This window comes from Streptomyces sp. NPDC051364 (genome assembly GCF_040682115.1).
Lineage (GTDB): Bacteria > Actinomycetota > Actinomycetes > Streptomycetales > Streptomycetaceae > Streptomyces.
Genome location: NZ_JBFBAH010000001.1, coordinates 380,862 through 405,499 on the forward strand (window position 1 = coordinate 380,862; position 24,638 = coordinate 405,499).

18 protein-coding genes are annotated in these 24,638 nt (G+C 72.7%); 5 read left to right on the forward strand and 13 right to left on the reverse strand.

The features are described 5' to 3' along the window. Window position 1 precedes the first annotated feature (1 nt). Window positions 2-856, forward strand: a complete 855-nt coding sequence (locus tag AB0M76_RS01855) for an arylamine N-acetyltransferase (RefSeq protein WP_365951023.1) — start codon at window positions 2-4, stop codon at window positions 854-856. 204 nt (window positions 857-1,060) lie between these two features. On the opposite strand, the gene AB0M76_RS01860 is transcribed toward AB0M76_RS01855, so the two are convergent. The 5 genes from AB0M76_RS01860 to AB0M76_RS01880 form a co-directional block, all read right to left on the reverse strand. After that, a complete protein-coding gene (locus AB0M76_RS01860; RefSeq protein ID WP_266665655.1) occupies window positions 1,061-1,546 on the reverse strand; it encodes a hypothetical protein in 486 nt (161 codons plus the stop codon). Window positions 1,547-1,733: 187 nt separating this feature from the next. After that, entirely contained in the window at window positions 1,734-2,576 is an 843-nt protein-coding gene (locus AB0M76_RS01865; protein WP_365951024.1) for an arylamine N-acetyltransferase, read from the reverse strand. After that, complete coding sequence (locus AB0M76_RS01870) at window positions 2,573-3,976, reverse strand: FAD-binding oxidoreductase (RefSeq protein ID WP_365951025.1); 1,404 nt, start codon at window positions 3,974-3,976, stop codon at window positions 2,573-2,575. The genes AB0M76_RS01865 and AB0M76_RS01870 overlap by 4 nt, the downstream gene beginning before the upstream one ends. Window positions 3,977-4,005: 29 nt before the next feature. Continuing rightward, entirely contained in the window at window positions 4,006-5,220 is a 1,215-nt protein-coding gene (locus AB0M76_RS01875) for an MFS transporter (protein WP_266665652.1), read from the reverse strand. Window positions 5,221-5,295: 75 nt separating this feature from the next. Then, window positions 5,296-6,972, reverse strand: coding sequence for a carboxylesterase family protein (locus tag AB0M76_RS01880; RefSeq protein ID WP_365951026.1), 1,677 nt, complete (start codon window positions 6,970-6,972; stop codon window positions 5,296-5,298). Window positions 6,973-7,223: 251 nt separating this feature from the next. Between AB0M76_RS01880 and AB0M76_RS01885 the strand changes: the two genes are divergently transcribed. From AB0M76_RS01885 to AB0M76_RS01900, 4 genes are all read left to right on the forward strand, one after another. Then, window positions 7,224-8,015 (forward strand): arylamine N-acetyltransferase, encoded by a 792-nt coding sequence (locus tag AB0M76_RS01885; protein WP_365951027.1) that lies wholly within the window; start codon window positions 7,224-7,226, stop codon window positions 8,013-8,015. A 107-nt stretch (window positions 8,016-8,122) separates the two neighbouring features. Continuing rightward, complete coding sequence (locus AB0M76_RS01890; protein WP_266665649.1) at window positions 8,123-9,226, forward strand: AMP-binding protein; 1,104 nt, start codon at window positions 8,123-8,125, stop codon at window positions 9,224-9,226. Continuing rightward, window positions 9,226-10,626, forward strand: a complete 1,401-nt coding sequence (locus tag AB0M76_RS01895; RefSeq protein WP_365951028.1) for an aldehyde dehydrogenase family protein — start codon at window positions 9,226-9,228, stop codon at window positions 10,624-10,626. The genes AB0M76_RS01890 and AB0M76_RS01895 overlap by 1 nt, the downstream gene beginning before the upstream one ends. A gap of 133 nt (window positions 10,627-10,759) precedes the next feature. Then, on the forward strand, window positions 10,760-11,974 hold the full coding sequence (locus AB0M76_RS01900) for an acyltransferase (protein ID WP_365951029.1): 1,215 nt from the start codon (window positions 10,760-10,762) through the stop codon (window positions 11,972-11,974). Between the two features lie 128 nt (window positions 11,975-12,102). Here the strand turns inward: AB0M76_RS01900 and AB0M76_RS01905 are convergent, their stop codons facing one another. From AB0M76_RS01905 to AB0M76_RS01940, 8 genes are all read right to left on the reverse strand, one after another. Beyond that, entirely contained in the window at window positions 12,103-13,323 is a 1,221-nt protein-coding gene (locus AB0M76_RS01905) for an FAD-dependent oxidoreductase (protein ID WP_365951030.1), read from the reverse strand. Beyond that, entirely contained in the window at window positions 13,320-14,711 is a 1,392-nt protein-coding gene (locus tag AB0M76_RS01910; RefSeq protein ID WP_365951031.1) for an FAD-dependent oxidoreductase, read from the reverse strand. Before AB0M76_RS01910 ends, AB0M76_RS01905 begins: the two co-directional genes overlap by 4 nt. Further along, complete coding sequence (locus AB0M76_RS01915; RefSeq protein WP_365951032.1) at window positions 14,708-16,837, reverse strand: molybdopterin oxidoreductase family protein; 2,130 nt, start codon at window positions 16,835-16,837, stop codon at window positions 14,708-14,710. Before AB0M76_RS01915 ends, AB0M76_RS01910 begins: the two co-directional genes overlap by 4 nt. Continuing rightward, window positions 16,830-18,221, reverse strand: a complete 1,392-nt coding sequence (locus tag AB0M76_RS01920) for a nitrate/nitrite transporter (protein WP_365951033.1) — start codon at window positions 18,219-18,221, stop codon at window positions 16,830-16,832. The genes AB0M76_RS01915 and AB0M76_RS01920 overlap by 8 nt, the downstream gene beginning before the upstream one ends. 90 nt (window positions 18,222-18,311) lie before the next feature. Next, window positions 18,312-19,748 (reverse strand): 3-carboxy-cis,cis-muconate cycloisomerase, encoded by a 1,437-nt coding sequence (gene pcaB, locus AB0M76_RS01925; protein WP_365951034.1) that lies wholly within the window; start codon window positions 19,746-19,748, stop codon window positions 18,312-18,314. Beyond that, window positions 19,745-21,742, reverse strand: coding sequence for an FAD/NAD(P)-binding protein (locus AB0M76_RS01930; RefSeq protein ID WP_365951035.1), 1,998 nt, complete (start codon window positions 21,740-21,742; stop codon window positions 19,745-19,747). Before AB0M76_RS01930 ends, pcaB begins: the two co-directional genes overlap by 4 nt. Next, entirely contained in the window at window positions 21,739-22,944 is a 1,206-nt protein-coding gene (locus tag AB0M76_RS01935) for an FAD-dependent oxidoreductase (protein ID WP_365951036.1), read from the reverse strand. The genes AB0M76_RS01930 and AB0M76_RS01935 overlap by 4 nt, the downstream gene beginning before the upstream one ends. Then, the gene (locus tag AB0M76_RS01940) at window positions 22,944-24,575 is read right to left on the reverse strand and encodes an AMP-binding protein (protein WP_365951037.1); all 1,632 of its coding nucleotides are present in this window, start codon (window positions 24,573-24,575) and stop codon (window positions 22,944-22,946) included. The genes AB0M76_RS01935 and AB0M76_RS01940 overlap by 1 nt, the downstream gene beginning before the upstream one ends. Window positions 24,576-24,638: the final 63 nt, after the last annotated feature.

The following is a 24,638-nucleotide window of genomic DNA, read 5'->3' on the forward strand; positions in this document are numbered from 1 at the left end:
CATGAGGCCGTTCTGCAGCGCCGCCCAGTGGCAGGCCGAACTCCTCGACGTCGAGGCGTACCTCGACCGCCTCGGCATCACCGGGCCGCTGGAGCCGGATGCGGAGACCCTGCGCCGGCTGCACCGGGCGCACGCCCTGACCATCCCGTTCGAGAACCTCGACATCCTGCTGGGGCGGGGCATCGACCTCGACGTGGACGTCATGCAGTCCAAGCTCCTGCGCAGCAGGCGCGGCGGGTACTGCTACGAGCACAACATGCTCTTCGCGGTGCTGCTGGAGCGGCTCGGGTACGAGGTCACGCGGCTGTACGCCCGCCCGCTCCTGGACGCGCCCAAGCCGCTGCCCCGGACCCACCTGATGCTGAGCGTGGCCGTCGGCGAGGAGACGTACCTCGCGGACGTGGGCTTCGGCGACGAGGGCCCGCTGGAGCCGATCCCGGTCTCGGACGGGACCGTCTCGGACCAGGGCGGCTGGGTGTACCGGCTGGCCCGCGAGGAGGGCACCGACAAGGAGTGGGTGCTCTCGCTGAAGCGGGACGAGGGCTGGTTCCCCCTGTACTGGTACGCCACCGAGGCGCACCACCACATCGACTGCGTGGTGGCGAACTACTTCATCTCCACGCACGCCGGCTCGCCGTTCACCGGCCGCGTCTTCCTGGAGCGGATCGCGGAGGACTGGCGGCTGAACCTCAACCACCGCAAGCTCACCCTGACCCGGGCCGACGGCACCGTCGAGGTCCGGCACGTGGCGGACGGGGAGGTGCGCGAGCTGCTGGCCAAGCAGTTCGGGATCGAGCTGACCGAGGAGGAGGCCGCGGTGGTCGTCGCCGCGCTGCCGGCCCCCGAGCCCTCCTGAGCTCCCGTACGGCCCCTGCGGGGCCCGTGGCGCGCACCCCGGCCGGTGCGCACCGCGGGCCCCGTTCCGTTGGCGGTGCGGGCGCCCGTACGCGACAAAGCCGTACGGGCCCGGCTGGGGGGAGCCGGGCCCGTACGGCGGACGCCTGAGGGGGGCGCCGAGGGGGTGAGTGCGGTGCAGGGGGTGTGCGGGGGAAGTGCGGGGTCAGCGGGGCTGGACGGCGATGCGGGTGGCCTTGCCGGTGGAGGCGCCGCTGGTGACGAAGGAGCCGTCCAGGTTGTTGATGGTGAAGGCGAAGTCGAAGTTCGCGGTGTTCTTGCCCGTCACCGAGATGTTGGCCTTGAAGGTGATGGTGGAGGCGGCCTTGCCGTCCGCGCCGATCAGGAAGGCGACGTCGGTGTCGGAGTAGGTGCCGCAGCCGGTCTGGCGCCACTCGCCGTGCGAGGCGGTCGTGGTGTTGTTCGGCGAGGTGAAGTTGACGACGCCGGCGGTGGCGGTGGCGCTGCCGTAGTAGCTGCCGAGGAAGGTCTCGTGGGTGTTGTCGTCGACGACCTTCCAGCTGCCCGGCAGGGTGTAGCAGCTGCTGCCGCCCTCGACCGCGGCGTTCGCGGAGCCCGTGACGGCCGTCGCGGTGGCGAGCGCGGCGACGCCCGCGAAAACGGCGACCTTGATACGGGTGCTCTTGCGCATGTGATCGTCTCCCATGGAATTGATGAGTATTCCTGCAATTCCTATGATGGCGCGATGAATTCACGAGAGGTATGGACCAGATGTCGATCCGTCAGGTCGGCCCGATGTGTTCGCCGTGGCAGAAAAACCCCTGTGCCGCACGCGGAATACGTGCGGCACAGGGGTGTGGATATCAGGGAAAGGATATTCAGTCGATCTGCATGACGATGCGAATGGCCGGATCGACGTCCGGCTGCTTCGGCATGGCGGCCGGGTCGATGACCAGGCCGAAGCCCTCCTCGTACGCGGCACGCAGGGCGGCGTCGTCCGCAAGCTCCACCGTCACGGTGCCGTTCTCGTCCGTACGCGTCAGCTCCCGGCCGTTGACGGTGACCCGGCCGCCCTCGTTCTGGATCGAGCAGATGAGGTTGTGCAGGAACACCGAATCGGGCGCCGTGCGGTACCACCACAGCGTCGGGTAGAAGTCCTCGATCCGCACCGGCCGCTCGTCGAGCCGGTACTGGATCTCCCCGTTCAAGTGGACCTGGAGGAAGCCCTCCTCGGGCCGGGTCACCTGGTAATCGCCGTGCGGGTCCTTCTGGACCTCCGCCGACCCGGTCTCCAGCGGGAACCGGCTGTTCTTGCCGAAGCCCACGTCGATCAGCCAGTCCCGGTCCTCCAGGCGCACGCGCAGCGCCAGGTGGCACAGCGGCGCGCCGAACTCGCCGCCGAGGAAGACCTGGCCGGCGAGGATCTCCACGGAGAAGCCGAGCGCCTCCAGGAGGTGCCCGAAAGCGGGGTTCAGCTCGTAGCAGCCGCCGCCGCGCCGGCGGGTGACGATCTTCTCGTACAGGAAGTCCCGCTCGAGGCCGAGCTCGGCGCCTTCGACGTGGTAGTCGATGTTCTCGAAGGGCACCGACAGCACATGGCGCTCCTGGAGGTGCCGCAGGGCGTGGATGTCGGCCTTCTCCGGCCGGCGCGCGCCGATGCGCTCCAGGTACGCGTCCACCATCGCATCGCTGAGCATGGTCTTCGTCCTCTCCTCGGTCATCGGGACCAGCCGGTCGGCGGGATGTTGTGGTTCACCCGGAACACGTTCTGCGGGTCGTACGCGTCCTTGACGGCGACGAGCCGGGCGTACGTCGCCTCGTCGTACGCCGAGCGCAGGTGCTCGGGCGTGCTCTCCAGGGCGCTGATGAAGCTCAGGAACGGGCCGCCGATGCGCCAGGGCTCCATCGTCTCGATCAGCCGCTCCTGGAACTCCCGTACGTCCTGGATGTGTTCGGGCCAGACGGGGGCGCCCGCGAACAGCGTGTACGCGGTCTCGCGGTGCGGCAGCGCGTTGGGGTGCTCGGGCTGCCGGCCCAGGGCGCCGGCCAGGTGGCGCAGCTCGATGCCGGGGCGGACCGCGTCCACCCCCTCCTTGATCAGCGGCAGCAGGGTGTCGATCGCCGCATCGTCGAGCTCCCGGATCCGGGTGGAGCGCTCGTAGTAGACGAACGGGACGGTCGGGTCCATGTTGATCTCGGCGACCCGGGTGTACGGCATGTCCGCGACGGTGTCGAGGACGGCCGGCGCGATCTCCCGCAGCGGGCGCAGCAGTTCCTCGCCCTCCGCGACGGGCCCGTTGTAGGCGATCCGGATGTGCGCGAGGAAGCGGCCGCGGACCGGCTCCGGCAGCACGTCGATGTCGGGGAAGCGCATCACGGCGATCGAGGACTGCATCGCGTCGGGGACGGTCCGCGTCCAGTCGCGCCAGGTGCGCAGGATCTCGTCGATGTGCTCGCCGGGGAGGAACAGGCCGCCGCCGTAGAGCCGGGCGACGGGGAAGAGACCGATCTCGATGGAGGTGACCACGCCGAAGTTGCCCTTGCCGCCGCGCAGCGCCCAGAACAGGTCCGGGTGCTCCTCGGGGGACACGAACCGCAGCTCGCCGTCCGCGGTGACCAGGTCGATGTTCTTCACGTGGTCGGCGGAGTAGCCGTACGAGCGGCCGAGCGGGCCGAGGCCGCCGCCCAGGGTGTACGAGACGACGCCGACGCCGGGGGAGGCGCCGTTGAGCGGGGCCAGCCCGAAGGCGGCGGCCTCCTCGATGACCCGGCTCCACTGGACGCCGGGCTCGATGCGGGCGGTGCGGGTGCGCGGGTCGATCCGTACGCCGTCGAGGTTGCGGGTGTTGATCAGCAGGGCGCCGTCGGCGGGCAGCGCGACGCCGTGCCCGGTCGCCTGGACCGCGACCGCGATGCCGTGGCGCGCGGCGAAGCGCACCGAGGCGAGGATGTCGGCGGTGCCGTCGGCGAGGACCACTGCGGCGGGCCGGGCGTCCGGCAGGATCCGGTTGAAGCCGAGCGCCTCGTCCTTGTACGCGTCGGTGCCGGGCAGCAGCAGCGGCCCGCGCAGCTCGGACGCGAGCGCGGCGAGGTCGTCGGTGGTCACGGCGGTGGTGGTCACTGAGGAGGTTCCTTTCGCTGGCGGGGTGCTCACTCGGCGGCCTTGCCGGCGGTGCGCAGGCTCGGGAGGGTGAGCGCGGTGAGCAGCACCACGACGCCGCCCAGCCAGGCCACGGTGATCAGCTCTACCTGGTCGACGATCAGACCGCCGACGAGCGCGCCGAGCGCGATGGCCAGGTTGAAGACCGACACCCACAGGGCCGAGGCGGCCTCCATGGCGTCGGGCGCGGACTTGAGCATCCAGGTCTGCAGGCTGACGGAGACCCCGCCGAAGGCCAGGCCCCACAGGATCAGCAGGGCGATGCCGCCGGCCTGGCTCTTGCCGAGCAGCGGGAAGAGGAGCATCGCGGCGGCCAGCGCGACGATGATGACGGCCATCGTGCGGCCCAGGTTCTTCGCGACGGCCGCGCCGGCGACGAAGTTGCCGATGATGCCGGCGACGCCGAAGCCCAGCAGCAGGACGCTGATCAGGTCCTCGTCGATGCCGGAGACCTGCTGGAGCATCGGGCTGACGTACGTGTACGCGGCGAGGTGCCCGGTGACGATGAGGCCGGTGGCGATGATGCCCGAGCGGACGCCGCGGTTGGCGAACTGGCCCATCAGCTCACCCACGCTGACGGGCTTGGTGGCGGGCAGCGAGGGCAGCAGGACCAGCAGGGCGACGAGGACCGCGAAGGCGAGGACGCCGAGCGTGGCGAACGCGGTGCGCCAGCCGGCCAGACCGCCGATCAGGGTGCCGGTCGGCACGCCGAGGACGTTGGCGGCGGCGACGCCGCCGAAGATGAGCGCGGTGGCCCGGGGGATCGCCGCGGGCTGCACCAGCCGGAAGGCGAGACCGCCGGCGACGGCCCAGAAGCCGCCGATCGTGACGCCGACGAGGACGCGCGAGGCGAGCAGGATCCCGAAGTTGGGCGCGAGGACGGTGACCAGGTTGGCGACCGCCATCACGGTCATCAGGCCGACGAGCAGGAAGCGGCGGTCCATGCGGCCGACGACCACCGGGATCAGCGGCGCGGACAGCGCGGCGACCAGGCCGGGCACGGTCACCATGAGGCCGGCCGTGCCCTCGGAGACGTGCAGGGCGCCGCCGACCGAGGTGAGCAGGCCGATGGGCAGCTGCTCGGCGGTGACGAGGGTGAAGATGCCGACGGCGACGGAGACGACGGCCAGCCAGCTCTTCAGGGACGTGCGTTCCGGCGCCTGCGCCGGTGCGGCGGTCTCGGCGGGTGTTTCGAGTGTTGCCATGACAAGAACCTCATTCGTGTCTCTGGGGGCGTGGGGCCGCGCCGCCGGGAGCCGGCAGGTCGGCCGCGGGGCAGGTCAGGTGCGCGGGACCCAGCCGGACTCGTCCCAGAACCGCAGCTGCCGCAGCTTCGACGTGGTGGCGATCTCCGCGACCTGCTCACCGCCGAGGACCAGCGTGCTGGGGTGCTCGGGATCGAAGACCGGCCATGCGGGGCTGCCAGGGCCGGTGGGCACGCCGTCGCGGGCGAAGGCGGCCACCAGGTCCATGAAGGTCTCGGAGACGGCGCGCTCGTGCGGTCCGTCGTGGAACAGGGGCACGGTCTCCGGCACCGGGTAGGTGGCGGAGATGGCCGAGGGGTCGCCGTACGTGCCGAACAGGAACGGCGAGGTCGCCTCGTGCGGGGTGCCGTGGTGCGGCGGCCGTACGGGGTACGCGAACTCCATGACGTACTGCGGCGATCGGCCGTGCCGGGCGTGCCGCTCGGACAGCCGCATGATCTGGTAGCGGAACAGCGCGTCGCCCCAGATCTCCGTCCACAGCGACAGCGGGTCCAGCGGGAGCCCGTCGGCCTCGGCGGCCTCGCGGTAGGCGGCTGTGCAGGCGTCGGCCAGCTCGTACGGGGCCTTGTCCATCCCCTTCTCCAGTACGCCGCGCACGGCTTCGCGGAGCTCGGCCGCGTCGGTGGGCGGCGGGGTGGGGGTGGGCTGCGGGGGGCAGGGGCCGGTGTAGAACGAGCCCTCGGTCCGGGCGTAGACGGCCAGGATCGGCACATCGGGGGTGGGCAGTTCGTAGTCGAAGGCGCTCATCCAGCGGCCGTCGACGACCGGGCCGCGGAACTCGCGGCCGCTGCCGACCTCGCGCTCGCCGGGCAGCCCGCCGAACACCTCCTCCCAGGCGCCCATCAGGGCGGCCGCCGGGACCTCGCGCAGGCCCGGCACCGTCGTGCCGAGCCGGCGCGCGACCGACTCGTACGCCCGGCGGGAGTCGGCGGGGGACAGCGAGGTGGACGGCTCCCACACGTGGCAGGCGCTGATCGGGACGATGCGGCGGATGATGCCGCGCAGCTCGGGCAGGAGCGCGAGCTGCCAGGTGCTCGCCCCGCCGGCGGAGGTGCCGGCGACGGTGATGTTGCCGGGGTCGCCGCCGAAGGCCGCCGCGTTCTCGTGGACCCAGCGCAGCAGCGCCACCTGGTCCTGCAGGCCCCAGTTGGCGAAGTCGCCGGTGTCGGGGTCGGTGAACTCCTCGTGCAGGCCGAAGCCGAGCGCGCCGAGGCGGTAGTTGAAGGTGACGACGACGAGGTCGCCGCGGTCGGCGAGGCGGGCGCCGTCGTAGACGGGCAGGCTGCCGCCGCCGACCATCCAGCCCCCGCCGTGGATGTAGACGAGCACCGGCCTGGCGCCCTCGGCGTCGGCGTCCTCTTCGGCGTCGGAGGCGCTGCCCGGGGCCTGCGCGGGAGGCGCCGGCGTCCAGACGTTGGCGTACAGGGAGTCCTCGGCGCTGCCGGGGATGATCGGCTGGAGCGACTCGGGGGCGAACGCCGTGGCGTCGCGCACCCCGCTCCACGGGACGGCCGGCCGCGGCGAGGCGAAGCGCAGGGCACCGACCGGCGGCGCGGCGTACGGGATGCCGCGGAAGACGGACAGCCGTCCGCAGCGTTCCCCGGCGATCACGCCGGCGCTGGTGTGCGCGAGCACGGATCCGGCTTCGGCATCGTTTTCTGGCGAAGGGCGGTGGGCGGCTGAGGTGGCCATTGCCGTGGGTTCTCCATCGTCATCGGCGGGCGGTCAGTCACGCCGACTCCACGGTGACCATTCGAACCGAATGTGCCGCGTCGGATGACTCCGGGCCATCCGATGCTGGTAACCGCGCAAGAACCCCGCAACAAGCGGAACGGCACTGTGTCAGGTGCCGGGTTGTCCGTCAGATCGATTCGGCAACGACGGGTGGCCGTGTATTTTCATTCGGCGTACGCTGCCGGGTTCGAATCGTCAAGGAGAATGCGATGCTGGACGACGCAGGAGTGGCCGGATACCTCGAGCGGATCGGCGCGAAAAGGCCGGAGAAAGCCGATCTCGAGGGTCTGCGCCACCTTCAGGAGCGGCATGTCCTCTCGGTGCCCTTCGAAAACATCGACTACCACCTCGACCGCGAGATCCACCTCGGCGAGCAGGTCGTCGACAAGATCGTGCGACAGCGGCGCGGAGGCGGCTGCTACGAGGTGAACACGGCCTTCGCGGTCCTGCTGGACGCCCTCGGGTACCGGGTCGAGATCCTGCCGGGCCGGGTCTACCGGCCGGACGGGCTGGGGCCGGCGATGTGCCATCTCGCGCTGCGGGTGACCCTGGACGAGCCCTGGCTGGTCGACGCCGGATTCGGCCGCAACAGCCGCCACCCGCTCCGCTTCGCCACCACTGACGTGCAGCGGGACCCGAACGGGGAGTACCGGGTCGCGCCGGCCGAGGCCGGAGGCTTCGACGTGTCCCTGGAGGGGAACCCGCTCTACCGGATCGACGACCGCCCCTGCCGCCTCGAGGACTTCGGGCCCACCCTGTGGTGGTGGCGCAGCAGCCCCGACTCGCCGTTCCTCCAGGAGCTGTTCTGCTCGCTGCCGCTCGCGGACGGCCGGGTCACGCTCAAGGGGAAACGCCTGGTCAGGGTCGAGGGCGGGGCGCGCACGACCGAACAGCTGGAGGGCGACCAGCAGATCCTGGCCGCCTACCGCACCCACTTCGGAATGCTGCTCGACGAACTCCCGAAGACGGTGGCGCAAACCGGACCGTCGGGATCCAGCTGACCTGACACAGACAGTTGACGGACTCATCCGAATGCCGTGGACCGGCTGCTGCGGCGAGGCGCACGATGCGAAGAGTACGGCGTTACTCCGTATCCGGAAGGAGCATTGTGTCCATCGTTGATCCCTTGCTGGAATTTCCACTCGACACCCAGCCGGACCCCGACGAATTCCTGCGCGCCGCCCTGCGGTGGCATTTCTCCCCGGAAACGGGTTCGCCGTTCTGGCTGGAACGCGCAGGAACTCTCGGATTCGATCCGCTGACCGACATCGGCGGATTCGCCGACCTGGGCAAGTTCCCCAACCTCGCCAACGAACTGCGCCACGTACGGGCCGAGGACCTCATACCCCGCGGTTACGGCGAGAAGCCCGAGGTCGTGGGCGTCTACGAGAGCGGCGGCACCACCGGCGCCCCCAAGCGCATCGTGCTGCTCCGGGAGTGGCTGGACCGGCTGCTCACCTGGAGCAGCGCCCAGCTGGACCGCCACGGCGTCCCGCAGAACGTGAACTGGCTGGTCGTCGCCCCGACCGGGCCCCACATGGTCGGTGACGTGATCAAGCGGCAGACCGCCTTCCGCGGCGGCCTCGCCTTCACCGTCGACCTCGACCCGCGCTGGGTCAAGAAGCTGATATCCGACGGCAAGGGCGCCGAGGCCGGTGCGTACGCCGAGCACATCGTCGACCAGGTCGCGTTCCTGCTGCAGACCCAGGACATCGGCGTCCTGATGTGCACGCCGCCGGTCCTGGAGCGCCTCGCCCGCCGCGACGACCTCGCCAAGCTGATCGACGAGAAGGTCAAGGCGATCAACTGGGTCGGCACCCAGATGGACGCCGACACCCGCTACCTGTACCGCACCGAGGTCTTCCCCAAGGCCCACCTGTACAGCGGCTACGGCTCGACGATGATCCTCGGCAACGCCAGCGAGCGCCCGGGCCTGTCCGACGACGACCCGTGCATCTACGACCCGTTCTCCCCCCACATGATCTTCGACGTGGTCGACCCCGAGACCCGCGAGACCGTCCCGTACGGCGAGCGCGGCCAGGTCGTCATGCACCACATCAGCAAGAGCCTGTTCATGCCGAACAACCTCGAGCGCGACTACGCGACCCGCGTGCCCGCCCCCGAGGGCATCTGGCAGCTCGGGGACTCCGTGGCGGACATCGCGCCGGTCCAGGAGTTCGACAACGAGACCGTCATCGAAGGGGTCTATTAATGAGCGCCGGGAGCGCCGACAGCACCGGGAGCGCCGGCCTGATCACGCTGGACGCACTCGGGCCCGCCGGACCCTTCCGCGCCCGCAAGCGCATGACCGTCACCGATGTGACGGGTGCCCCGGTCGCCGAACTCAGCCTGGTCCCGAAGCTGTTCGTGACCCGCGCGATGGACGCCCTGCGCAAGGCCGGCTCGCTGCCGGCCTGCGAGCGGACGGCTGCACTGGCCCGCGCCGGGAAGATCTTCGCCGAGGAGACGATCGACGGGCTGTCGTTCGCCGAGTACGAGCACACGGTCGCCCGGGTCTCCGGCGTGCCCGTCGGCGTCGTGCAGGCCGCGACCGCCGCCATCATCGAGGCGACCGAGCAGTCCCGGTTCGCCGCGTACCAGGCCCGGCCGACCGGCGCGGTCGACGACTGGCGCGCCGGGGAGACCCGTACGGGCAGCGCCGTGTGGACCCGGCGCGGCGACGTGTTCGCCGTGCACGCCGCCGGCAACCACCCCGGCCCGCACTCGCTGTGGGTCGAGGCCCTCGCCCTCGGCTACCGCGTCGCGGTGCGGCCCTCGCGCCGCGAGCCGTTCACCCCGCACCGGCTGATCTCGGCGCTGCGGGCCGCGGGCTTCGGCAACGACCAGGTGGTGCTGCTGCCCACGGACTACGAGGCGGCGGACGAGATCCTGCGCAGCGCCGACTACGGCCTCGTGTACGGCGGCGACGACGTCGTGCGCAAGTACGCGGGCACCAACGTGCTGCCGCAGGGCCCCGGCCGCTCCAAGATGCTGGTCCCGGCCGGTGTCGACTGGCGCGACCACCTCGACACCATCGTGGACTCCATCAGCCACCAGGGCGGTGTGGCCTGCATCAACGCCACCACCGTGCTCGTCGACGGCGATCCGGCGCCGCTCGCGCAGGCCATCGCCGAGCGCCTCGCCACGATCCCCAGCCTGCCCCCGGAGGACGCGAAGGCCGTCCTCGCGGTGCAGCCGGTGGAGGGGGCGCGCGCCATCGAGAAGTTCCTGCTGGCCAAGGCGGCCGGGTCCACCGCGCACCTCGGCGGCGACGGCATCGTGGAGGAGCTCGGCGACGGCAGCGCCGTACTGCGCCCGGCCGTGCACCAGCTGGCGCGGCCGGACGCCGAGCAGGCCGGCATCGAACTGCCCTTCCCCTGCGTGTGGGTGGCCCCGTGGTCGCCCGCCGACGGGATCGGCCCGCTGCGCAACTCGCTGGTGCTGACCGCGTTCACCGAGGACGAGGCGCTGATCGACGCGCTGCTCCAGGAGCCCACCATCAGCAACGTCTACCTGGGCGACCACCCGACGTACTGGATCAGGCCGGGCGTTCCGCACGACGGCTACCTCGGCGAGTTCCTGATGCGGACCAAGACCGTCATCCGCGACTGACGCACCGAACGGGTCCGGGCCTCGGCCCGGACCCGTTCACGCACGGCACACCGGCGCGCAGGCACAGGTCTCCCGCCTTCCCTTTCTTCCCGTCGCCCAGTCATCCCGTCACCCACAAAGGAGCGTATTTGTCATGTCCATGAATGGAACGGTCGGTTCCAGACCTGTGAGACCGCCACGGCTCCCCTCGCTGACCGGACTCCGCTTCCCCGCGGCCCTCCTGGTCTTCTTCTTCCACGCCTCCCTCGGGGTGCCGTGGATCCGGCTCTTCGAGGACGACGCGGCGAACGACGCGTTCGCCAAGTACGCCTCACAGGCCGGCGCGCTCGGCGTGACCTTCTTCTTCGTGCTCAGCGGCTTCGTCCTGACCTGGTCGGCCCGCGACCGGGACACGATGCGGGCCTTCTGGCGCCGCCGCTTCGTCAAGATCTACCCGAACTACGTGATCACCTGGGCGCTCGCGCTGCTCACGTTCGCGGCGGTCATGACGAAGCCCTGGCAGGCCGTGGTCAACCTGCTCATGGTGCAGGTGTGGGTGCCGGACTTCGCCACCAACTTCAGCGTGGACCCGCCCAGCTGGTCGCTCGGCGCCGAGGCGATCTTCTACCTCGCCTTCCCGCTGCTGTTCCTGCTGATCAAGAAGATCGACCCCGCGCGGCTGAAGTGGTGGATAGGCGGCGTCGTCGCCGCCATCTGCCTCACCCCGACGCTGACCTACGCGGTCATCCCGGGCGGCGGCATGCAGATGCCCGGCGCCGACGGCACCTCGACCGTGCAGTACTGGTTCGCGTACGTCCTGCCGCCCGTCCGGCTGCTCGACTTCGCCCTCGGCATCCTGGTCGCCCGCGCCGTGATGGCGGGCCGCTGGCGCAACATCGGCACGACCTGGTCGGCGCTGCTGCTGGCCGTGAGCTACGCGGTCGCCATGAACGTGGAGCACCTGTACGCGCAGCGCTCGGTCACCCTCGTCCCGATCGTGCTGCTGATCGCGGCCGTCGCCACGCGCGACGCGGAGAACAAGCCGACGCCGTTCAACAACCGGTTCATGATCTGGCTCGGCGAGATCTCCTTCGCCTTCTACCTGCTCCACTACATCGTCCTGGCCTACTCCCGGGAACTGCTCGGCGACCAGCTCTACCCGACCCCGGTCGCCGTCGCCCTGATCGCCGCCCAGATCGTCGTCGCGGTGCTGCTGTCCTGGGCGCTGTACGCCTGGGTGGAGGCGCCGATCACGCGCCGCTTCTCCAGTTCCCGGAAGGCCAGGGCGGCGAAGGCCGCGGCTGCCGAGGCCGCCGTCCAGGGCTCCGGCCCGTCCGACTCCGAGGGCCGCACCCTCGAGACCGTCTGACACACCGTTGCGTTCCACCGCACGGCCGCGCCGTCCCCCACCGGCGCCCCCACCGGCCCTGCCCTGCGCCGCCCTTCGGGTTCCCGGACCCCGAAGGGCGGCGTACTGCGTCCTGCGTTCTGCGCTCCTCAGGCCGCCCCGGCCAGCAGCCGGTGGCCCGCCGCGGGCAAGCCCAGGCCGACGTACGGGCGCAGCTCGCCGTAGGCGCGGGCGTCACCGACGAGGATGCCGCCGAGCAGGGTGCGGCAGTCCGCGTCCAGCACGAGCTTCGCGTAGGTACCCGCCGCCTCGTCCAGCCGGCTCAGCTCCACCGCGCCCACGGCCGCCGCATGGGCGTCGCCGAAGCTCGCCACCTCCACGCCGAGCAGCTTGAGCTTGGTCGACAGGTCGGCCTCCCCGAACGGCTCCCCGCCCAGGCCCAGCAGCTGCCGGGCGACGGAGGCCGCCATCCGGTAGCCAGGTGCGGCCAGCCCGTGGCAGCGGCCCGACACGGCCGCGCACTCGCCGATCGCCCAGATCCGCTCGTCCCGCGTCCGGCACAGCTCGTCGACCAGGAACCCGCCGCGCTCGCCCGTGGCCAGGCTCGCCGGGCCCGCGAGCTCGTCCCGTGGCCGCACCCCCGCCGAGAACACCACGACGTCCGCCTCGAGGGTGCTGCCGTCGGCCAGTACCACCGAGGCCACCCGGCCGTCCGGGCCCGCCTCGAGCGCTGCCGTCGCCACACCGCAGTGGATCCGGAGCCCGCGCTGCGCCACGCGCCGCCCGAGGACACCGCCGCCGTCCGCGTCCACCTGCAACGGCATCAGCCGCGGGGCGAGTTCCACCACGTGCGGCTCCATGCCGAGCAGCCGCAGCGCGTTCGCGGCCTCCAGGCCGAGCAGCCCGCCGCCGATCACCACGCCGGGGCGGCCGGGCACGGCGGCGGCGCGGATCGCGTCGAGGTCGCCGAGCGAGCGGTACCCGAAGCAGCCGGGCAGGTCGCGGCCCGGCACGGGCGGTACGAACGGCCGCGAGCCGGTGGCCAGGACGAGCGCGTCGTACGCGACCACGTCGCCGGCGGTGGTGGTCACGGTGCGCGCCGCCCGGTCCACGGCGGCCACGCCGGTGCTCAGCCGCAGCTCCAGCAGCGGATCGTCCAGGAGCCCGGGCCCGGCCAGGGCCAGGTCCGCCGCGCTCCGGCCGTCGAGGTACGAGGACAGCGCGACCCGGTCGTACGCGGGATGCGGCTCCTCCCCGAGCACCACGACCCGCCAGGCCCCGGCGGCATCGAGGCCCCGCAGCTCGGCGACGAGCCGGTGCCCGGCCATGCCGTGCCCGGCGACGACGAGGGTACGAGCGGTACGGGTCATGGCGTGCTGCCCCCTTCGGGCCGTACGGCCGCACACAGCGCGCGGACGACGTCCGTGCAGCCTCCGCAGCCGGTGGTGGCGCGGGTGGTCGCGGCGATCTGCGCCAGGTCGGCGGCACCGGCCCGGCAGGCCTCGGTGACGGCGTGTTTCGTGACGTTGTTGCAGCGGCAGACCACCGCGTCGCCGGGAAGTCCGTCGGCCCCCGGCGCGGCCGGTGCGATGCCGAGCAGGAGCTCCAGCCGCCCGGCCGGCACCGGCAGGTCGAGCTCGTACAGCCGGCTCACGGCGGCGATGGCCCGCGGCAGCCCCAGCAGGACCGCCCCGGTGATCCGCTGCCCGTGCAGGGTGAGACGGGCGTACCGGCCGCGCGCCGGATCGGTGAACGCGACCACCTCCGCGCCCTCGGGGGCCGGCCCGCCCCTGCCCAGACGGACCAGGTCGACGCCGGGCACCCGCAGCCGGGTGATCTGCCGGGTGCCGGCGTACGCCGCGGCGCTGCCGGTGAGCTGCCGGGCCAGCGACTCCGCCTGCGCCCACGCGGGTTCGAGGTGCCCGGCGGTGTCCCCCGGGTGCTCGGCGCAGTCGCCGATGGCGTGGATGCGCGGGTCGTCGGTGCGCAGCAGCCCGTCGACGACCACGCCGGTGCGGACGGTGAGCCCGGCCCGGCGGGCGAGCCCGGTCTCGGGGACGGTGCCGGTGCACAGCAGCAGGGTGTCGGCCGCGAGCACCAGACCGTCGTCGAGGGTGAGCTTGCCGGGGCAGTACGCGGCCGCCGTCCGGCCCGGGTGGACGTCCACCCCGAGGTCCGCGAGGCGCCGGGTGAGCAGCGCGCCCGCGGCGGCGTCCAGGTGCCGGTGCAGGGGATGCGGCCCGCGGTGGACGAGCGCCACCTCGTGCCCGGCCCGGCGCAGCGCGGCGGCCGCCTCGACCCCGAGCAGTCCGCCACCCAGGACGACGGCGGCCCCCGGGGGCGCCGCGGCGCACCGCCCGGCATCGGCGAGGGTCCGCAGCGCCGTTGCACCCTCGGCCGGCAGCCCCGGGATCCGGGGGACGGCCGGGCGGGACCCGGTGGCCAGGACCAGCGTGTCGTAGCGGTGCACGGAGCCGGCCGTGCCATCGGTGGAGTGCACGAGTCGGCGCGCGCGGTCGATCCGGGTCACGGTGACCCCGGTGTGCAGGCGGATGCCCGCGGGCAACGCGGGCAGGGCGAGGGCGGGGGCCGGCAGCGTCCCGTCCAGGACGGAGCCCAGCAGCGCCCGGTGGTACGGGGCCTGCGGCTCGGCGCCGAGCACGGTGATGCCGCCCCGGTGCCCGTGGTGGTGCAGCCGCTCCGCGAACCGGTGCGCGGCCGGGCCGCCGCCGACCACCAGCACCTCGGCCGCGCTCACGGCCCCGCCTCGGCCGGCTCGATCCGTACCGCGCACACCTTGAACTCGGGCATCTTGCTGCGCGGGTCGAGCGCCGCACTGGTGATCAGGTTGGCCCGGCCCGCCCCGGCGAAGTGGAACGGCAGGAACACCGTGTCCGTTCGCAGTGAGGGGACCAGCCGGGTCCGGGCCAGCGTGCTGCCGCGCGCCGAACTCACCCGGGCCCACCCGCCGTCGGTCAGCCCGCAGCGCCCGGCCGTGTCGGGGTGCACCTCCACGAACGCTTCCGGCGCGGCCGCGGCCAGCTCCGGGACCCGGCGGGTCTGCGCACCCGACTGGTACTGGGCGAGCACCCGCCCGGTCGTGGCGTACAGCGGGAACGCGGCGTCGGGCGTCTCGGCGCCGTCGCGGTGCTCGACCTCGGCGAACCGGGCCAGCCCGTCCGGGTGGGCGAAGGCGTCGAGGAACAGGCGCGGGGTGCCGGGGTGCGCCGCCGCGCCCCCGGCGGTCCGGTTTCCGAGGGGCTGGGGGCAGGGCCAGTGCAGCGCCTCACCCGCGTCGAGCCGCTCGTAGCTGATGCCCGAGTAGTCGGCGGGCCCGCCCTGCGAGGCCCGCCGCAGCTCCTCGAACACCTCGCGCGGCGCGGTCGCGAAGCGGCCTGCGGGCTGGCCGAGCCGGACCGCGAGGCCGTGCAGGACGTCCAGGTCGCTGCGTGCCTCGCCGGGCGGGGACAGCAGCCGCCGCCTGCGCAGCACCCGGCCCTCGAGGTTGGTCATCGTGCCCTCCTCCTCGGCCCACTGGGTCACGGGAAGGACGACGTCCGCCAGCTGCGCGGTCTCGGAGGGCACGAAGTCGGCCACCACCAGCAGGTCCAGGGACTTCAGCCGCTCCCCGATCCGGGCCGCGTGCGGCGCCGAGACCACCGGGTTCGATCCGAAGACGAGCAGCGCGCGCGGCCCGCCGTCCGTGCCGAGCGCGTCGAGGAGTTCGTACGCACTGCGCCCGGGGCCCGGCAGCGCGTCGGGCTCCACCCCCCACACCGCGGCGACGTGGGCGCGCGCGGCGGGGTCGGTCAGCATGCGGTAGCCGGGCAGCTGGTCGGCCTTCTGGCCGTGCTCGCGCCCGCCCTGGCCGTTGCCCTGGCCGGTCAGGCAGCCGTAGCCGCTGCCCTCGCGGCCGGGCAGCCCGAGGGTGAGGGCGAGGTTGATGAACGCGGCGACCGTGTCGGTGCCCTTGCTGTGCTGCTCGGCGCCGCGCCCGGTCAGTACGTACGCCCGCTCCGTGGCGGCCAGCAGCCGGACCGCCTCGCGCATGTCGGCGACCGGGACCCCGGTGACCCGCTCCACCCGCTCGGGCCACCAGGCGGCGGCCCGCGCCCAGGCGGCGCCGAAGCCGGTGGTCCGCTTGTTCAGGTAGCCCTGGTCGGCGTGCCCCTCGACGACGGCGAGGTGGAACAGGCCGAGGGCGAGCGCGAGATCGGTGCCGGGCGTCGGCTGGAGGTGCAGGGCGGCGCCCTCGGCGGTGGGGGTGCGGCGCGGGTCGATGACGATCAGGGCCGCCCGGTTCAGGTGGCGCATCAGCGGCGGCATGGTCTCGGCCGGGTTGGCCCCGGCGAGCAGGATCACGTCCGCACCGCCGAGGTCGGTGACGGGGAACGGCAGGCCCCGGTCGAGCCCGAAGGCCGCCGAGCCGGCGGCCGCCGCCGAGGACATGCAGAACCGGCCGTTGTAGTCGATCTGGCTGGTGCCCAGCGCGACCCGGGCGAACTTCCCCAGCTGGTAGGCCTTTTCGTTGGTGAGCCCGCCCCCGCCGAACACGCCGACCGCGTCGGGGCCGTGTACGGCGCGGATCTCCCGCAGCCGGGCGGCGATCGTGTCGAGCGCGGCCTCCCAGGTGGCGGGGGCGAGGACACCGTCCGCGCCGCGCACCAGGGGCCGGGTGAGCCGCCCCGGGGTGTCCAGCAGCGCGGGCGCCGTCCAGCCCTTCTGGCACAACCCGCCCTGGTTCACCGGGAACTGCGTCGGCTCGACGGTCGTACGGCCTGCCGCGTGCCTGAGCCGCGTACCGCACTGCAGCGCGCAGTACGGGCAGTGCGTGACGGCCTCGGAGGATGCGGTGGTCCCGGAGGATCGGGTCGTGTCAGACACGGGAGGCCCCGGTCCGCACGCGCTCCGGCGCGCTCTGGCCGGCCGGGCGCCTGCGCAGGTAGACCGCCCAGGTGACCAGGACGCACACCAGGTAGAAGCCGAGGAAGGCGACGAAGGCGGGCTCGCCGGACCCGGTGGGGCCGCTGTACGCGCTGCGGAAGACCAGGTTGACCCCGACCCCGCCGAGCGCGCCCACCGCGCCTGCTATGCCGATGACCGCCCCCGACAGCCTGCGGGCCCGGGCGAAGGCGGCCGTCGCGTCGTGGCCGGAGGTGACCTCCTCCTCCGCCTGCCGGGCGAAGACGGCCGGGATCATCTTGTACGTCGAGCCGTTGCCTATGCCGGTCAGTACGAACAGGACGGTGAAGCCGGCGACGAAGAGCCCGTACGAGCCCTGCGCCGAGGCCGGCAGCAGCACCGTGGTGCCCGCCGCCATCGCGCAGAACGTCAGCAGCGTGACCCGGGCCCCGCCCCACCGGTCGGACAGCAGCCCGCCCACCGGCCGGAACAGCGAGCCGAGCAGCGGCCCGAGGAAGGTGTACGAGGCGGACTCGAGCGGGGTGGCGCCGAACTGGCTCTGCAGGACCAGCCCGAAGGCGAAGCCGTAGCCGATGAACGAGCCGAAGGTGCCGACGTAGAGGAGCGAGATCCACCAGGTGTGCGGGTTGCGGGCGGCCTCGCGCTGGGCGCCGGGGGCGCTGCGTACGGCCGCGAAGTTGTCCATCTTCAGGGCGGCGAGCAGCGAGGCCGCCACGATGAGGGGGAGGTAGACGGCGATGACGTACGCGGGGTGGGTGCTGCCCGCGGTGGCGATGACGAGCAGGCCGATCAGCTGGATCGCGGCGACCCCGAGGTTCCCGCCGCCCGCGTTGACGCCGAGGGCCCAGCCCTGCAGGCGCTGCGGGAAGAGGGCGGTGATGTTGGTCATCGAGGAGGCGAAGTTCCCGCCGCCGACTCCGCCGGCGGCGCCGATCATCAGGAACACCCACAGCGGGGTCCCGGGGCGCTGCACGAAGTACAGGGCGGCGAGGGTGGGGACGAGCAGGACGGCCGAGGCGAACACGGTCCAGTTGCGGCCGCCGAAGCGGGTCACGGCGTAGCTGTAGGGGAGCCGGAGGGCGGCGCCGACGAGGGTGGGGACGACGACGAGCAGGAACTTCTGGGCGGGGGTGAAGCCCAGGCCGATCGCGGGTGACATGAAGAGCACCAGGACCGACCACATGCTCCACACCGAGAAACCGATGTGCTCGGAGAGGACGGAGAGGATCAGGTTGCGGCGGGCGGTCTGCTTGCCGGAGCGCTGCCAGAACTCCTCGTTCTCGGGGTCCCAGTCCTCGATCCAGCGTCGGGTTGCCGGCCGTGCGGGCCGTGCGGGCGGCGTCATGGCTTCTCGGCTTTCTGTTCGGCGGCTGACCCTCTGAACTATACAGTTCAGTTCAGTTAATCTCCATGGCTGGTCCGGGGATTCCGGAGTTCAGTTCGGCCGCGTCAGCGCGCGGTCCACCAGCGGGCCCGCGCCCCCGGTGTACGTCCCGGGATCGCACAGCCGCGCCAGCTCGTCCCTGCTCCGGCTGCCCTTGAACACCGGCTCCTCGGCGAGCAGTTCGTACAGAGGCCGGCCGCTCTCCTCGGCCGCGGCCGAGACCCTCGACAGCAGCTGCTTCGCCGCGGCCTTGCCCAACTCCGGTGCGAGCACGGCCGCGATCCGCTCGGAGACCACCTGACTGCCGGTCAGCAGCAGATTGGCCCGCATCCGCTCCGGCCGGGCGGTCAGCCCCTCGGTGAGCTCCACCGCGGTGTGGGCGGCGCCGCCGACCAGCCGCAGGGATTCGCGCAGCAGCTGCCATTCGGCGTGCCAGGCCCCGGCCGACCGCTCGTCCTCCGAGACCAGGCACTGCACGAGCCCGGTGGCCAGGACCGGGACCTGGAGGGCGGCGCTGCGCAGCAGGGTGCTCAGAACCGGGTTGCGCTTGTGGGGCATGGCCGAGGAGCTGCCGCGGCCGGCCACGGCGGGCTCGGCGACCTCGGCGACCTCGGTCCGGGCCAGGTTCTGCACGTCGATCGCGATCTTCCCGAGGGCGCCGGCGGTGAAGGCCAGCGCGGCGGCGAGATCGGCGATCGGGGTGCGCAGTACGTGCCAGGGCAGGGCGGGGCGGGCGAGTCCGGTCTCGGCGGCGAAGGCTCCGACCAGGTCGTCCAGGTACGCGCCGGGCTCGAGCGGGCGCCCCGCGCCGTCGATCCGGGCGTATTCGAGGTAGCCGGCCAGCGTGCCCGCCGCGCCGCCGAGCGACACCGGCAGCCCGCCGTCCTGCACCCGGGCCAGGCGCCGGTCGGCGTCCAGGACCAGCTGCCGCCAGCCGGCCGCCTTCAGCCCGAAGGTGGTGGGTACGGCCTGCAGGGCCAGCGTCCGGCCCGCCATCGCCGTGTCCCGGTGCTCACCGGCCAGCCGGGCCAGGGCCTCGGCGGTGCGGGCCAGGTCGGCCCGGATCAGCTTCAGGGTGCGGGCGGCCACCAGCATGGCGCCGGTGTCGAAGATGTCCTGGCTGGTGGAGCCGCGGTGTACGTACTCGGCGGCTCCGGTGCCCCGCGTGTCCCGCTCCGCGACCACCCGGGTCAGCGCCTGCACCAGCCCGACCACCGGGTTGGCGGTCTCCCGGGCGGCCAGGGCCAGCGCCCGCAGGTCGAGGTGTTCGGCCCGGGCCGCCGCGGTGATGGCCTCGGCGGCGGCCCCCGGGAGGGTGCCGAGTCCGGCCTGGGCCCGGGCCAGGGCGGCCTCGGCGTCGAGCATGGCCTGGAGCCAGGCCAGGTCGCAGACGGCTTCCTCGGCGGGGGTGCCGGCCCGTACCGGCGACAGCAGCCCCGCGTCGGTGAGCGCGTCCTGCGGCGCCCGGTTCGTACCAGCCGTGCTCATACGAGGACCCCGGTCAGGTCGGTCTCGGTCGCCAGCGGCGCGACACCGCTGGGGACCACGCTCGCCGCCGGGAGGGCGAGGACGGAGCGGGCGATGGCGTCGGAGTCGCCGAGGGTGACCGAGTCGACGCCCGGGCGGATGCCGGCCGCGGTGACCCAGTGCACGGACTCGGTGGGCACCCCGTACGCGAACCGGCGCGGGTGGGCCCGGCCGCGGGCGTCGAGCAGCCGGTACGGGCGCTCGGTGACGGCGAGGCCGCCGGACTCGTAGCTGCTGCCGTCGGCGCCGGCGATCCGGTACGTCGTGCACTGCTCGGTGTCGAGCAGGTGGCGCAGCAGCGGGTCGTCGGTGCGCCGCAGGTCGGGCTCGGGCAGCCGGGCCTCGATCAGGACGGTGGCGCGGACCGCGGGGCCGGGCACGGTACGGGACTGCGCGATGAAGGTCGCGTCGGCGCCGGCGGCGGTGTCGACGCGGATCTCGGTCCCCGGACCGGTCAGGACGAGCACCCCGGCGTCGATGAGGGCGATCATCTCCTCGATGCGGGAGGCCGGCGGGCCGATGGAGAGGAAGGCGTTGAGCGGCGTGTACCAGCCCTCGAGGTCGTCGCGGTGCGAGTCGCCGTCCAGACCGCCGTGGTCGACGGCGAGGCGGATCTCGTTGCGCAGGTCGCGCATCACGTCCAGGGCCGCCTTGAGCGGGCCGCTGAGGTTGCCGGCCCTGGCCTCCGCGACGTCCTTGGCCAGGTACGCCACCAGCCAGTCCCGGAACTCCTCGCGGCTGGTGAACTCGCGGTCGCCGTACGGGCGGGAGAGCTTCTCCCAGTCCCAGCGCTGCTCGTCCTCGATGCCGTAGACGTCCAGCAGCGAGCCCCGGTCCCCCGCCGACTCCAGCGACAGGTAGCGCTTGGTGAAGCCTTCGCGCTCGGCGCCGCGGCCGCGGCTCTCCAGGAGGGTGCCGTAGTACACGCTCTCCGTCTCGCGGGAGATGAGCGGCCACAGGTCGGCGGAGAAGCTGATGCCCTCGCCGTCCTCGGAGCGGCGGCGCATCTCGGCGATCTTCTGCGGGGTCAGCAGGCGAGGCAGGTAGCGGCCGTACGCGCCCTTCTCGTTCTCGCCGCGGGCGTGGTACGGGATGCCGCGCCGCGAACTGGCGTACAGCACCGGCTCGTTGCCGGAGGGCCGGTAGGCCAGGCGGCCGTCCTCGGCGCGGACGAAGGTGCCGCCGCGGCCGGCGGTGAAGAGCGCCATGTGGTCGAAGAAGTTCAGGCCGAGGCCGCGCAGCAGGACGTTCTCACCGGGCCCCACGACGTTCAGGTTCAGGTCCGCCGGGTTGGCGGGCGTGACGTAGGTGAGGTGGTGGATCCGGGCGAGGCTCGCGGTCTTCGCCTCGCGGGGCGTCAGCCGGGCCGGTACGTGGCCCTGCGCCATCACGATCGCGTCGAGGTCGTTGAGCCGGGTGCCGTTCTCGAGGCGGACGCCCTGCTGCCCGCCGGTGCTGCCGTGCGTGTCGGCCATGGCCACGGCCCGGGAGCGGTGCACCTCGATGGTGACGTGGGCGGGGGCGTTCTGCACGACGCGCTCGAAGGTGGCGCGCAGGTAGCTGCCGTAGAAGGCGCGGGTGGGGTAGGTGTTCGGGCCCAGCCGGCGGGCCTCGGCGAGGGTCGCCTCGTCGGCGGAGTCGCAGGCGATGTCCTTGGCCCATTCGTACAGGCTCGGGCCGGGCTCGATGGGTCCCTCGGTGCGGACGCTGTCGTCGGTGTAGATGGTGATCTGGGAGGCGACCGTGTTCATCAGCAGGTGCTGGGACTGGTCCGAGCGCCAGACCTGGCCTGCGCCCGGAGCCGACGGGTCGACCACGTGGACGGTGACCGCGGAGTGCTTGGGGTTCCTGCGCTCGTTGGCGCACAGGCGCTCCAGGACGGAGAGGCCGCGCGGGCCGGCGCCGATGATGGCCACCTGGTGCTGTCCCTGCTTCTGTCCCTGGGTCTGGTTCATCGCTGCTCTCCGTTCTGGGCGGTGTACTCGTCGAGGGTGCGGGCGCCGTGCATCCAGGCCACGTAGTCGTGGAGCTCCTCGGGGGTGTACGAGGACAGCTGGTCGTTGCGGGCCGTGGCGGCGGCTCCGGAGGTGTGCCAGAGCTTGATGCTCTCCCGGGCGAGGAGCTGGATCCGGGCGGTGCGCTCGCGCCGTTCGGCGTTGAACTTCCGGAAGCGCTCGGGGAGTTCGTCGGCCCCGCAGTCGAGCAGGTCGCCCAGGATCACGGCGTCCTCGAGGCCCTGGCAGGCGCCCTGCGCCACGTAGTGGAGCATCGGGTGGGCGGCGTCGCCGAGCAGGGCGACCCGGCCGTCGGTCCAGGTGTCGACCGGGTCCCGGTCGACCAGCACCCAGGACTTCCAGCCCTCCCCGAGGGCGAGCAGGCGCTGTGCGTCCTCGCCGAGGGCGGCGAACTCGCGGCGGATGTCGCCCGGGGAGGCGGGGACCCCGGCGAGCGTCTCGGTCGCGTTGTTGTCGCTGCTGGCCGCGAGGTTGAGGTACTTGCCGCCGGCGATCGGGTAGTGGACGAAGTGGCAGTGGGGCCCGGTCCACCAGGTCACCGAGGTGAGGTGGCGCAGCTCCTCGGGGACCTGCTCCATCGGGATGATGGCGCGGTAGACGGTGATCCCGGAGTTGCGGGGCGCCCCGTCGCCGACGAGCTGGGCGCGGATCGCGGAGTGGATGCCGTCGGCGCCGATCAGGGCGTCGCCGGTGATCCGCTCGCCGTCCTCCAGGAGGACCGAGGCGCCGGTCTCGTCCTGCTCGTACCCGATGGCGGTGGCAGCGCTGCGCAGTTCGATGGAGTCGTCCGCCTGGCAGGCCTCGAGCAGCTTGGTGTGCAGTTCGGCGCGGTGGACGACGGCGTACGGGTTGCCGAACCGTGCGCGGTAGCGCTCGGTCAGGTCCATGCTGACCACGTGCCGGCCGGTGACCCCGTCCATGAACCGGAGCTCGTCCATCTGGACGGCGGTGGCGCGGACGGCGTCGCCGAGGCCGAGGCGGTCGAGGGCGTGCAGGCCGTTGGGCGCGAGCTGGATGCCGGCGCCGATCTCGGCGAACTCGGGGGCGCGTTCCAGGACGAGGACGCGGTGTCCCTGGCGGGCGGTGGCGAGGGCGGTGGCCAGCCCGCCGATCCCGCCGCCGACGATGATCAGCTTCGACATCAGACGTTCTCCTCGGTGCGGTCGGCGGTGACGCCGGCGGTGGCTCCTGCGGTAACGGCGGTGGTGGCCGTGGCTCCGGCGGTGAGCAGCCGGGCGAGTTCCAGCCGCTTGATCTTGGTGGTGGCGGTCTGCGGCAGTTCGGACTGGCGCCACTGGACGGGCTCGGCCATCGCCGGCAGTCCGGCGACGGCGGCCTTCCAGGCCACGGGGTCGAGGGGCTTGTCGTCCTTGGTGCAGACGACGGGGACGGCGCGGCCGCTCTCGTCGGGGATGATGATGACCTCGGCGAGCTCGTCCAGCCGGGTGAAGAGGGTGTCCTCGGCGGCGAGGGTGGAGCCGAAGCCCTCGATCAGGTCGACCTCGCGGTCGAGCAGGTGCACGCAGCCCCACTTGGTGCGGTAGCCGACGTCGCCCATCCGCCACCAGCCGTCGTTGACCTGCTTGTCGTAACGTTCCTGCTCGCCGAGGTAGGTGACGATCCGGCCGTCGCTCTTGACCTCGATGAAGCCCGGGTTGGTCTCGGAGGGCGGCAGTCCGTTGCGGCTGACGACGCGGACGTCGGTCATGCCGGGGAAGGGCATGCCCACGCAGCGGCCGTCGGCGTCGAGCCCGCGGCGCTTGGAGAAGGAGCGGGCGACGGCCGGGCCGATCTCGCTCTGCCCGTACAGCTGGCCGAAGACCGGGGCCTTGCGCGTCGTCGCCCTGAGCAGCCGCTGCACGGTCCGCGGGTGGATGGCGTCGAAGGTGCTGCTGAAGAGCTTCACGTTGGCCAGCGGCCGGCGGGGGTCGTCGGCCAGCTCCTCCCACTCCATGAAGGAGTTGGGGTGGGCCTCCAGGATGCCGGGGCGCAGCTGGGCGAAGAGGTCGGCGGCCTGCTTGGGGTCGGAGTCGGCGAGGACGACGATCGGGAAGCCGCGGAAGAGGGAGATGGCGAGGGCGGTGATGAGCCGCGAGTGGACGAAGGAGACGTGCATGGCGATGGTCTCGCGGCCCGGTATGAGCGGCTTGGTGATCGCGGCCTGCGGGCGGTAGCGCGCCTCGAGGGTGGCGCCGGTGTGGACGGCGAGCTTGGGGGTGCCGGTGGTGCCGGAGGTGTGCGTGATCAGGGTGGGGTGCTCGGGCGGCATCGTCACGGCGGGGACCCGGGGGACCCCGGCGAGCGAGGCGAGCTCGGTGGCGTCCTGGTAGCTGCCGGAGGTGAGCAGGACCTGCCCGGCCTCCTGGAAGACCGAGGCCGGCAGTTCGGTCTCCAGCTTGTTCTGGTCGGTGAGCAGGTAGGGCTGGTCGGTACGGCGTACGAGTTCGGCGACGGTCTCGCCGTCGAGCTTCGGCGACAGCAGCACCGGGACGGCGCCGATGCGGGCCACGGCGCAGGCCAGCAGGGTGATGTCGAAGCCGTCGGACTTGTAGACGACGACCCGGCGGCCGGGCCGTACGTCGGCGGCCCAGAGCCTCGAGGCCATGTCGTCGATCAGGTCGGCTACCTCGGCCACGGTCGCCCGGCGCCCCAGGCCCGGGGCTATGTCCAGGTCGTGATCGAGGATCACGACGTTCGACGGGTGCTTTCTCGCGGCCCGCTCGAAGAGCGTTCCGAGCCGGATTCCCTTGTTCCCGATGCGCTGCAGAATCATCGCCTTGACCTTTCCCAAGTAAGTTGCAATGACGATCAGTTACGGAAGAGGAGAGGGGAGGAA

Excerpts from the sequence above, each read along its gene's own strand:
- AB0M76_RS01900 (WP_365951029.1), top strand. The coding sequence starts at position 10,760 with ATGTCCATGAATGGAACGGTCGGTTCCAGACCTGTGAGACCGCCACGG.
- AB0M76_RS01855 (WP_365951023.1), top strand. The coding sequence starts at position 2 with ATGAGGCCGTTCTGCAGCGCCGCCCAGTGGCAGGCCGAACTCCTCGAC.
- AB0M76_RS01920 (WP_365951033.1), bottom strand. The coding sequence starts at position 18,221 with ATGACGCCGCCCGCACGGCCCGCACGGCCGGCAACCCGACGCTGGATC.
- pcaB (WP_365951034.1), bottom strand. The coding sequence starts at position 19,748 with ATGAGCACGGCTGGTACGAACCGGGCGCCGCAGGACGCGCTCACCGAC.
- AB0M76_RS01905 (WP_365951030.1), bottom strand. The coding sequence starts at position 13,323 with ATGACCCGTACCGCTCGTACCCTCGTCGTCGCCGGGCACGGCATGGCC.
- AB0M76_RS01935 (WP_365951036.1), bottom strand. The coding sequence starts at position 22,944 with ATGTCGAAGCTGATCATCGTCGGCGGCGGGATCGGCGGGCTGGCCACC.
- AB0M76_RS01940 (WP_365951037.1), bottom strand. The coding sequence starts at position 24,575 with ATGATTCTGCAGCGCATCGGGAACAAGGGAATCCGGCTCGGAACGCTC.
- AB0M76_RS01880 (WP_365951026.1), bottom strand. The coding sequence starts at position 6,972 with ATGGCCACCTCAGCCGCCCACCGCCCTTCGCCAGAAAACGATGCCGAA.
- AB0M76_RS01860 (WP_266665655.1), bottom strand. The coding sequence starts at position 1,546 with ATGCGCAAGAGCACCCGTATCAAGGTCGCCGTTTTCGCGGGCGTCGCC.
- AB0M76_RS01930 (WP_365951035.1), bottom strand. The coding sequence starts at position 21,742 with ATGAACCAGACCCAGGGACAGAAGCAGGGACAGCACCAGGTGGCCATC.
- AB0M76_RS01875 (WP_266665652.1), bottom strand. The coding sequence starts at position 5,220 with ATGGCAACACTCGAAACACCCGCCGAGACCGCCGCACCGGCGCAGGCG.
- AB0M76_RS01895 (WP_365951028.1), top strand. The coding sequence starts at position 9,226 with ATGAGCGCCGGGAGCGCCGACAGCACCGGGAGCGCCGGCCTGATCACG.
- AB0M76_RS01865 (WP_365951024.1), bottom strand. The coding sequence starts at position 2,576 with ATGACCGAGGAGAGGACGAAGACCATGCTCAGCGATGCGATGGTGGAC.
- AB0M76_RS01885 (WP_365951027.1), top strand. The coding sequence starts at position 7,224 with ATGCTGGACGACGCAGGAGTGGCCGGATACCTCGAGCGGATCGGCGCG.